Source organism: Ruegeria sp. YTSB088, from assembly GCF_059609825.1.
Map to the genome: position 1 here is coordinate 25,034 of NZ_JBXWMM010000023.1, position 8,874 is coordinate 33,907.

Consider the following 8,874-nt stretch of genomic DNA (forward strand, 5'->3'; position numbering starts at 1 on the left):
ATTATTCGGCTGCAACGGCAGATTTTGCATTGAAGCGGTCGATGATCGCATCAGCGCAGTCACGGCCGTCCCGGATCGCCCAGACCACCAGCGAGGCACCACGCACGATGTCACCGATTGCATAGACTCCATCCATCTCGGTCTCACCGGTTTGGAACGCAGCCCTGATCGTCCCCCAGCGGGTGACCGGCAGGTCGGTTTGTCCGAACAGCGTGGGCAGGTCTTCAGGCTCGAAGCCGAGCGCCTTGATTACAAGATCAGCGTCTTCGACATAGTCCGCGCCTTCGATGACTTCGGGGGCCTGACGACCTGACGCGTCTGGCTGTCCCAGGCGCATCTTTTGCACGATCACACCCGAAACAGTGTCTTCACCCGTGAACCCTTTGGGCGCGCTGAGCCATTCGAAGATCACGCCTTCTTCTTCAGCGTTCTGCGTTTCACGCTGTGAACCCGGCATATTGGCCCGGTTCCGGCGATACAGGCATTTGACAGAAGTCGCGCCCTGACGGATCGAAGTGCGAACACAATCCATCGCGGTGTCACCACCGCCAATCACGACAACCTTCTTGCCGTCCGCATTCAAGCGACCGTTGTCAAAATCTTCAACCTCGTCGCCAAAGCTTTTTCGGTTCGAGGCCGTCAGGAAGTCGATTGCCTTCTCAATCCCGGCCAGTCCGCTGCCCGGCATGGCCAAGTCTCGCGACTTGTAGACGCCAGTCGCAATGATAACGGCATCATGCTTGGCCCGGATTTCTTGGAACTTTGTCACGTCCACGTTGCATTTCAGAACAAACTCAACCCCACCATCAGCAAGCAGGTCATTGCGGCGCTGAACAACATCTTTTTCCAGTTTGAAACCCGGAATGCCATACATCAGCAGACCACCGGCACGGTCATAACGATCGTATACCGTGACTTGGATTCCCGCCTGGCGCAGCATGTCCGCGGCGGCCAACCCTCCGGGGCCTCCACCAATGATACCCACGCTTTCAGTGCGTTCAGTCGATGGAGCGACCGGTTTGACCCAGCCTTTTTCCCACGCGGTATCCGTGATGTATTTCTCGATCGTACCAATCGTAACTGTTCCATGGCCCGACTGTTCAATCACGCAGTTGCCCTCACAAAGACGATCCTGCGGGCAGATGCGGCCGCAGATCTCGGGGAAGGTATTGGTGGCCTGACTTGTATGGTAGGCTTCTTCCAGACGTCCGGTCGCAGTCAGGCGCAACCAGTCGGGGATATTGTTGTGCAACGGACAATGCGACTGGCAGTACGGAACACCGCATTGGCTGCACCGACTCGCCTGCTCGGCCGCTTTTTCAGCGGCGAACTCGGTATAGATCTCGTCAAAGTCGTCCTTGCGGTCATTGGCACCACGCTTTTCCGGCATGACGCGGTCGATCTGTACAAATTTCAGCATCGGTTGCTTGGCCACGGGTCAGACTCCATGAATTGGCTTGGTCCCGCTTCTTTAAGGGAAGAGCATCTGGATGAAAAGTCATATATGCTGACCTATTTTAAGAAAGTACCGTCCGCCTCTTAAAAAAGCAAAAGATAATCAGAAAATTTAGATCCGAATCGGACCTATATGCGTGCTTTCTTTTTCTGTACCGCCCTTATACCCATAAACCGCATAAAACACGTGGCAGCTACACGGCAGGGCAGATGAGTCTTTTCCACTTGATTCTCGTAGCAATCATTCAGGGAATCACTGAGTTTTTGCCCATATCCTCATCCGGTCACCTGATCCTTTTGCCCAGCCTGTCAGGGTTGAAGGATCAGGGCCAGACCATTGATATCGCAGTGCATGTGGGAACCCTGGGTGCCGTGGTGCTGTATTTCTGGTCAGATGTGAAGCAGGCCGTTGCCGGATTTCCGCGCGCCCTGACCGGACGGACTGATACACCTCAGTCCCGCCTTGCTCTGGGCCTGATCATTGCAACTGTTCCCACCGTGATCGCGGGCCTCATTCTGCACGTGACAGGGATGAGCGCGGCCATGCGCTCGATCACAGTAATCGGATGGACAATGCTGGGTTTCGGTCTGTTGCTGTATTGGGTGGACCAGAAAGCCCCCGAAACCAAAGAAACCGCCGAATGGGGAATACGTGACGCGTTCATCATGGGCCTGTGGCAGGTTCTTGCGCTGATCCCCGGCACGTCGCGATCCGGGATTACCATCACAGGTGCGCGTCAATTGGGATACACCCGTGAAGACGGTGCGCGGATTGCCATGCTGATGTCGATCCCGACGATTCTGGCGTCAGGCACTCTGCTGGCATTGGATGTTGTGCGCGAGGCCGATATGCAACTGGCCCGGGATGGGGCAATTGCGGCGCTGTTTGCATTTCTTTCGGCCCTTCTGGCACTCAGCCTGATGATGCGGCTTTTGCGCAGTGTCAGCTTCACACCCTACGTTATCTACCGCGTCATTCTTGGCGTAATACTTTTGATCATGGCCTACAGCTGATCAGATACGCAGGTTTTTAGCCGAGTTCTGAATGTCGTCATACTGACCCGAGGGGCGAAATTTCCACAGATATTCCGGCAGAACCGATTCCAGCGTGGTCGGTTCAATCCCAATATCTGCAAATGACTTGGCACCGTCGGATACCACATTGTCATGGCGCAGGTTCTTGAGCTGATCGCGGGTCAAGATGTTGTTGGGGAACAGCTGGAAACTGACAAACTTAACCATATCCAGCACATTCGCCATAATCCGGGCAGCAAAGAACGGCAGACCAATTATGACGCGGCGACGGTGAATCACTTCAAGCATTTGCTGCATCAGGACGCGGAAGGTTTTCACCTCCGGGCCGCCAAGTTCGTAAATACCCGGCTCTGCCTGTCCCAGAACACCTTTGACGGCAGCCTGCGCCACATCGTCTACAAAAACCGGCTGGAACTTGGTTTCGGCCCCGACCAGAGGCAGGAACGGTCCCATGCGGGTCATCCCGGCGAAGCGGTTGAAGAACTGGTCTTCCGTGCCAAAAATCACCGAAGGGCGCAGGATCACAGCGTCTGGCATATGCTTCAAAACGCCCGCTTCACCATGTGCTTTGGTCCGAGAATACGCGCTGGCTGAATTCGCATCTGCACCGATGGCCGAGATATGAACCATCCGCTTGATGCCCTGCTCGGCTGCCAAACGCGCGATGCGTTCAGCTCCTTCGGCCTGTACGGTATCAAAACCGTTCTTGCCACGTTCGTTCAGTACGCCCACGCAGTTCACAACCGCATCGGCGCTCTGCATCGCCAGCTCCACCGAGGCATCATCCCGGATATTGCACAGCACCGGCTCGACCTGACCCACGGCACCGTAGGGTTTCACGAACATGGCCTCGTTCGGACGTCGCACCGCCACCCGGACACGCCAACCCTCACTCGCCATGCGCCGCGCGATGTAGCGACCGACAAATCCCGATCCGCCATAAATCGTCACCAGTTTTGACATGAGAGGGCTCCTGCTGAGAAATTGCGCCCTAGAACTAACGCCCGCAGGCCAGTCAAACAAGGCGCTAATTCGCCGCGACGGCCGTGAAAGCCATGGGCCGAAAACACCGGCCGGGAGCCGAATTCAAAAAACTTCAAAAAATCTCACCGAATCTGGTTGACGCCTCCCGCCACTAGGCTTAAACGCCCCTCCACGACACCTGCCCAGGTGGCGGAATTGGTAGACGCGCTAGCTTCAGGTGCTAGTGTCCGTATGGACGTGGAGGTTCGAGTCCTCTCCTGGGCACCAAGTTACTCTTCCAAATATTTGATTATAAAAGATAAAGCGTTTTTCGTATCGCCTCTAACCACCCTGCTGACCACCTTTAGTCGCGCGGTAGTCGCCCAAAAGATTAGCATTGGGCCACTTTTCCCAAGAAATAGCTGGTGAAGCCCAAATCCGCTTCCGCTTCCCAATAATTAAGCTCGTTCACAAGGCGATAATGGGTGCGCCAGTGCATTCCCTTCGGTTTCAAGCCCTCCATCAGATCTGGGTCGCCTGCCCATCCGAGACGCTCCCGTATTTTGTCTGCACGCCTTTGGCTACGTTGAAACGCTGCTTCTCGCTGGGACGGATAGGCAAGTTGGTGGCAATCACGACACGCAAAAATACGCCCGCCATAGAGTTTGGCGACGCGCCGACCACACCCGCGCGCTGGACACGCGAACCACTGGCGATTTCCGCCGAAGTGAAATGACTGCGAAAGAAGGCGTACTTGATATTCGTGGCTTTCCCATTCGTCGCCGTATTCCCGGCTGCGATAAGACAGTTTCACAAATCCACAATCGGCCAGCACGTTTATGCGTCCTACGACCTCCCCTTCCTGCGACCATATGCACACAACGGGAACGCCAGAAGCTCGCAAGCCGTGGCAGATTGCCGCCGGCATGCGGCCGGATTCGATCACCGCTCCCTCAATGTCGCCGACTCGATCCAACGCACCTGCGATCTGGTCAGGCGCGCTCTCGACCTTCATCGAGGCCACTTTCCCACCGTTTTCATCGACGATGCAAACCCGCATGCTGTCCATCGACAGGTCCAGTCCGACATAGTATTTCATGGTTGCTTCCTTCCATCAGCTTCACCAGCCAGAAGTGTGAGCCCTCTTTCAGCTCCGAGGGAAGCAACCACAAATTTCCCGATGACTCATGACAAGCAAATGAAGAGAGCGGCCAGGGCGATGGCTGAAGGAAAACCTTCGGACACCTGTCGTTGCATGTCGCGACGCGACGCGACGCCAGTCCTTGAGCCTGCCAAACACGATTTCAAACCGGTTGCGGCGCTTGTCGTACTTGTCGGTTTTCTTGCGTTGCTTTCGGCCCGGGATGCAGGCGCGTATCCCTGTGCCTTTCAATGCTTCTCTGAACAAATCGACCTTCGGCAGGCCGTTCAGCACACGCCTAACATCAATACGAGGCTTAACGTGGGGCTTCGGGAAGAAGGGCTCAAAACGCGCCATCTGCGCGTCGCTCAACCAGAAAAGGTCAGACATATTCACCGCCATTTCGAACCCCGTGAGTCATGAGGCTAAGTGGAAATCAACTGGTCCCGAGCCTTCTGTATCTCCACTCTGTTATGCGGCCCCCGTCAGCGACTTTGGCCGAGGCTGCTGACGAGGCGGTGTATGCCATCTGAGCCTTGTGGGTTCGACCACGTTTGCTGGCCAGCCAGCACCGTCTCTCTTCATCATCTCGAACAGTTGCATGTGGCCAAGTTGGACCACGGATCAGAAGGAAGAGACTATGGATACGGTAACACAGGCTGCGATCATCGATTGTCCGGCAGGTGATTGCGAAGCAATCTGCCTAGAGGAAAGGGGGCATGGAGGTCAGCCGCGATGGGCTGGATATTCATTGCCTGCCAAGCAAACAAAGACTGCGAATGCCCAATACCATGAAGGACACGTGCGCTAGGGCGACCTGGCGCTCTCACAAAATGCCCACACCTGCTTGGAAGCCGCCAGCGGGCAGTAATGGCATCTGTGGTCCGGCCTTGACGCAGTAGGGGTCACGACGTGGAAATTGCCGCCAGCTCAAATCAAGGCTTTGGCAGCCAGTCGAGGCACGAGGGCGAAAACGGACAGGATCGATGCAGAACACATTGCGCAGTTCATGGATTTCCGACCAGATGCAAGGCGCAACCTCCCACATGCAAAGATACGTCTTCTCAGAGCCTTGCTGTCCAAGCGCGGACAACTTGTCGAGACGCGAAAGCGGCTTCTGGCGCAGATCAAGGCGCATGGGAAGATGGGATCGGCTGACATGTTCGAAGCCTTGGATGCCAAATTGAAAGACCTGCTGGATTATCAGATTGCAGAGCTTGAGGCCCGGATCGAAAATATCATCGCCACAGATGAGAGCCTTGCCACGACGGCTGGCATCCCGCGTTCCGTTCCCGGGATCAGACCGGTTGCCAGCACCATGCCGATCACAGAGATGCCAGATCACCGGCGAGCAAGCCGCCGCGCTCGCAGGCCTAGAGCCAATTGCAAATGACAGCGGAGCCATGCGTGGTCGGCGCACAATTGGCGGTGGCCGACGATTGCTATGGCATGTGATGTTCCAGGCCGCTCTCGTCGCCAGCCATCACAATCCAGTCCTCATGACAGTCGCCAACCGCCTATGCGCCGCCGGAAAACCTCGCAAGGTCATCATCACTGCTGTTGCAAGAAAGCTTGTCACAGCCGCAAACGCTCTCTGCAAAACGCGCCAGAAATGGACACCTCAACCTGCATAAAAAGAAACAGTTGCCAGGGCCGACAATTGATAGTTGGGCGTTGCGGGGCTCAGGCCTGCTTTTGAGCCTCGTCTTCCTCTGCAACCTCTACGGCGTCTGCCGCCACTTCGACCACATCGACCTCATCCACAGGTTCCGCGACTTCGGGCTCTTCTGATTGATCCTCAAGCGCACCAACGATCAAAGGCAACATGTGTACGCCGGTCGCGCTTGCGATCTCAGGCGTTTGCGGCGTTTGCCAACTGAGTGTGTCGAAGCTTCCGCAGTTCTGGCAGACCGGCCCCCATTCGGGTTGGATATCATGGCAGTTGGTGCACACCCATTGCGGACCACGCGGCGCATTCAGCGCCCTGGCCAACCAGCCTTGCACAACGGCGTCCGAGGCCCCCTCGCCACGTTCGATCGCAGCCATCAACGTGTAGGCGCGCGCATCACCTTGCTTTTCAACCAAATCACCCAACGCACGGCGGGCTTCGGGGAAATCCTCGGCCACGATGTTCAATTCTGCCAGAATCAGGCGCGTTTCCATATTCTCGGGGTGAATGCGGGTTAGCGCCGTGAACCTCTTGATACGTTGCTCGGGAGTTTCATCCGGTACGATTTCGGCAAAGGCATGGGCCAGATCCGGGTGTGGCTGAACCTCCCATGCTTTTTTCAGAATCTTGGTCGCAGCCCGGGGTTTGCCTTTGGCGATATACGCGCGGGCGGCCATGGCAGCGGCAGGCACCAGATCGGGCGACAGACGATTGGCTTCGATCGCGCGCTCCTGCTGTTCGACGGTCGCGTCTTCGTCCAGAATGCCTTTGGCTTCGGACAAGGCCAGTACAGCATCGCGCCGTTTGAAAACATCGCGCGGCAAATACCCGGCCTTCAACTTGGAGGTCAGGGTCGAACGCGCCCCGGCCCAATCCTGCGCCTTGGTTTGCAGGTTCAGCAACACATCCTGCGTCTCTTCGTGACGCGGTTTGATCGCCAGGGCCTTCTCGGCAAGTTTGCGGGCCGTTTCATCATCACCTTCGGCCAGCTTCTGCTTCATGATCCCGCGTACGCCAACAAACCGGGTCGCGTTGTTGGTCACCAGTTTTTTATAAGTATCCGATGCCTTTTTCGTGTCACCGGTCATCTCGGCGGCCTGTGCCACAAACAGATCTGTCAGCTCAGGCTTGTTCAGCAGTTTTTCGGCCTTGGTGGCTTTGGTCATCGCCACGCGCCCTTCGCCCGAGGCCAGCGCCATCAGGCCATCAGCCAGCGCCTGATATCCCTTTTGCTCGCGATTTCGGTCAAAATACCGGGACAAGGCAGTTTCGTCACCGTTCAGGAATTTCAGCGTTGCGATCAGCAGGCTGAGCAACTTGAAAAACAGCCAGACTGCAATGACCAACACACCCAGCGCGATCACTGACTGAAGCGGCCCCAGCGTGAATTCTGTGCCCGCGACGGTGATCTGAACCCCGCCACTGGTTTGCATCAGGAAGTGACCGCCCAGCGCCAGCAGGCCGATAATCGCAACAAAAACAAGGATCTTAAACAGTGACCACAGCATGGCAGGTCCTTCAGTTCGAGTTCAGGCTGGAAGCCAGTGTATTCGCCGCATCGACGGCCGCGACCCGTGTTTGGGCCGCCTGTTCCCAATCGGCCATTGCGGCCTGTGCCGCTTCGGGAAGTGATTTCAATTCACTCAGGGCTTTGACCAGGTCTCCGTCCGCGAGCGCAGCCTGTGCACGTGACAGGACGGCATCTGGCCCATCCCCTTCCTGGGGCATGACCGACCGCGCGCCTGTTTGACGTTGCAGGAAGGCAATCAGGCCAGTGCCCTTGTCGGCATCACGCGCTTCTGCCAGCGCAGTTCGGGCCGCAGGCGCGAAGCTGGCCCGCAGAGAGGAGAGGGTTTCCACACCTTTCTCAGCTGGCCCGGACAGAGCATCCGGCACATCCACACCGCCTGCCTTCAGTTCCGCAACAAGATCGGAATAGGGCTGGCCCGCGTCCAACTGGCCATGCAAGCGGGACAGACCAGCGGCATTTGCCGCGGTTTGCACGTCGGCTGATGCTTTTGCCTTAAGCGCCTGAGCGTCCGAAACCATTTCTTCAACTTCGGCACGTTGCGAGGCCAGAGAATCCTGAAGCTTCTTCAGTTCAGCTTCAAAAGCGGCCATGGATTCGGGCGACACGCTGGATTCGATCGGGGTCTTCTCCAGCGTCGCGATTCGGTCTGACAATGGTCCGATCTGGCCTGACAGCGTATCCACAGTAGATTTAATCGCACTCAGGTCACCTTCCACGGGTGTCAGTTTGTCGGACAGCGCTTTGACCTGATCCGTCAAACCGGCAACATCCGGACTGTTTGCAAGCTCTTGCGACAGCTTGGCAATCTGGTCGGATTGGCCTGCCAGTTTGGACTCCAACGCCGCCAAGGTATCCGAAGTGTCAGAGCCACCTGACAATAGCCCACCATTGCCCAGCGCAAACCCGACAGCGGCTGCAATGGCACCGCCCAGCAAAGCAGGCACAAACCCGCCACGCTTTTCAACGACGCGCTCAACAACTTTTTCCTCGACCGGAGCGATTTCTTCGGCTTCGGCTTCGGCTTCGGCTTCGGCTTCGGCTTCGGCTTCGGCTTCGGCTTCGGCTTCGGCTTCGGCTTCG

The 8,874-nt window shown here is 56.9% G+C and carries 8 protein-coding genes, 1 tRNA gene and 2 pseudogenes; 4 read left to right on the forward strand and 7 right to left on the reverse strand.

The window, feature by feature from the left end; translation table 11 throughout:
• Window position 1: 1 nt before the first annotated feature.
• Window positions 2-1,435, reverse strand: a complete 1,434-nt coding sequence (locus AC2FFA_RS22005; RefSeq protein WP_496853249.1) for an NAD(P)-dependent oxidoreductase — start codon at window positions 1,433-1,435, stop codon at window positions 2-4.
• Between the two features lie 230 nt (window positions 1,436-1,665).
• Between AC2FFA_RS22005 and AC2FFA_RS22010 the strand changes: the two genes are divergently transcribed.
• The gene (locus AC2FFA_RS22010; protein ID WP_496677294.1) at window positions 1,666-2,469 is read left to right on the forward strand and encodes an undecaprenyl-diphosphate phosphatase; all 804 of its coding nucleotides are present in this window, start codon (window positions 1,666-1,668) and stop codon (window positions 2,467-2,469) included.
• Here AC2FFA_RS22010 and AC2FFA_RS22015 read toward each other — a convergent pair whose 3' ends face one another.
• Window positions 2,470-3,453: a complex I NDUFA9 subunit family protein gene (locus AC2FFA_RS22015; protein WP_496853250.1), complete on the reverse strand. Its 984-nt coding sequence runs from the start codon at window positions 3,451-3,453 to the stop codon at window positions 2,470-2,472.
• A gap of 201 nt (window positions 3,454-3,654) precedes the next feature.
• Between AC2FFA_RS22015 and AC2FFA_RS22020 the strand changes: the two genes are divergently transcribed.
• Window positions 3,655-3,741, forward strand: a tRNA-Leu gene (locus tag AC2FFA_RS22020).
• A gap of 103 nt (window positions 3,742-3,844) precedes the next feature.
• Here the strand turns inward: AC2FFA_RS22020 and AC2FFA_RS22025 are convergent.
• The 3 genes and pseudogenes from AC2FFA_RS22025 to AC2FFA_RS22035 form a co-directional block, all read right to left on the reverse strand.
• A complete protein-coding gene (locus AC2FFA_RS22025; protein WP_496853251.1) occupies window positions 3,845-4,552 on the reverse strand; it encodes a hypothetical protein in 708 nt (235 codons plus the stop codon).
• A gap of 86 nt (window positions 4,553-4,638) precedes the next feature.
• Window positions 4,639-4,864, reverse strand: a pseudogene (locus tag AC2FFA_RS22030) (transposase); the annotation flags it as partial.
• A gap of 9 nt (window positions 4,865-4,873) precedes the next feature.
• A pseudogene (locus tag AC2FFA_RS22035) lies at window positions 4,874-4,984 on the reverse strand (IS5/IS1182 family transposase); the annotation flags it as partial.
• A gap of 487 nt (window positions 4,985-5,471) precedes the next feature.
• On the opposite strand from AC2FFA_RS22035, the gene AC2FFA_RS22040 reads away from it, so the two are divergent.
• Both AC2FFA_RS22040 and AC2FFA_RS22045 read left to right on the forward strand, forming a co-directional pair.
• Entirely contained in the window at window positions 5,472-5,987 is a 516-nt protein-coding gene (locus AC2FFA_RS22040; RefSeq protein WP_205512002.1) for an IS110 family transposase, read from the forward strand.
• A 10-nt stretch (window positions 5,988-5,997) separates the two neighbouring features.
• The gene (locus AC2FFA_RS22045; RefSeq protein WP_496853252.1) at window positions 5,998-6,228 is read left to right on the forward strand and encodes a hypothetical protein; all 231 of its coding nucleotides are present in this window, start codon (window positions 5,998-6,000) and stop codon (window positions 6,226-6,228) included.
• Window positions 6,229-6,277: 49 nt separating this feature from the next.
• On the opposite strand, the gene AC2FFA_RS22050 is transcribed toward AC2FFA_RS22045, so the two are convergent.
• Together AC2FFA_RS22050 and AC2FFA_RS22055 are read right to left on the reverse strand one after the other, a co-directional pair.
• The gene (locus AC2FFA_RS22050; protein ID WP_496721211.1) at window positions 6,278-7,771 is read right to left on the reverse strand and encodes a heme biosynthesis protein HemY; all 1,494 of its coding nucleotides are present in this window, start codon (window positions 7,769-7,771) and stop codon (window positions 6,278-6,280) included.
• A gap of 10 nt (window positions 7,772-7,781) precedes the next feature.
• A partial coding sequence (locus tag AC2FFA_RS22055; RefSeq protein ID WP_496853253.1) for a COG4223 family protein occupies window positions 7,782-8,874 on the reverse strand: 1,093 nt, incomplete at its 5' end.

What these genes read in the sequence shown, in the direction of transcription:
- AC2FFA_RS22010 (WP_496677294.1), top strand. Translation starts at nt 1,666, where the DNA reads ATGAGTCTTTTCCACTTGATTCTCGTAGCAATCATTCAGGGAATCACT.
- AC2FFA_RS22015 (WP_496853250.1), bottom strand. Translation starts at nt 3,453, where the DNA reads ATGTCAAAACTGGTGACGATTTATGGCGGATCGGGATTTGTCGGTCGC.
- AC2FFA_RS22025 (WP_496853251.1), bottom strand. Translation starts at nt 4,552, where the DNA reads ATGAAATACTATGTCGGACTGGACCTGTCGATGGACAGCATGCGGGTT.
- AC2FFA_RS22045 (WP_496853252.1), top strand. Translation starts at nt 5,998, where the DNA reads ATGCGTGGTCGGCGCACAATTGGCGGTGGCCGACGATTGCTATGGCAT.
- AC2FFA_RS22050 (WP_496721211.1), bottom strand. Translation starts at nt 7,771, where the DNA reads ATGCTGTGGTCACTGTTTAAGATCCTTGTTTTTGTTGCGATTATCGGC.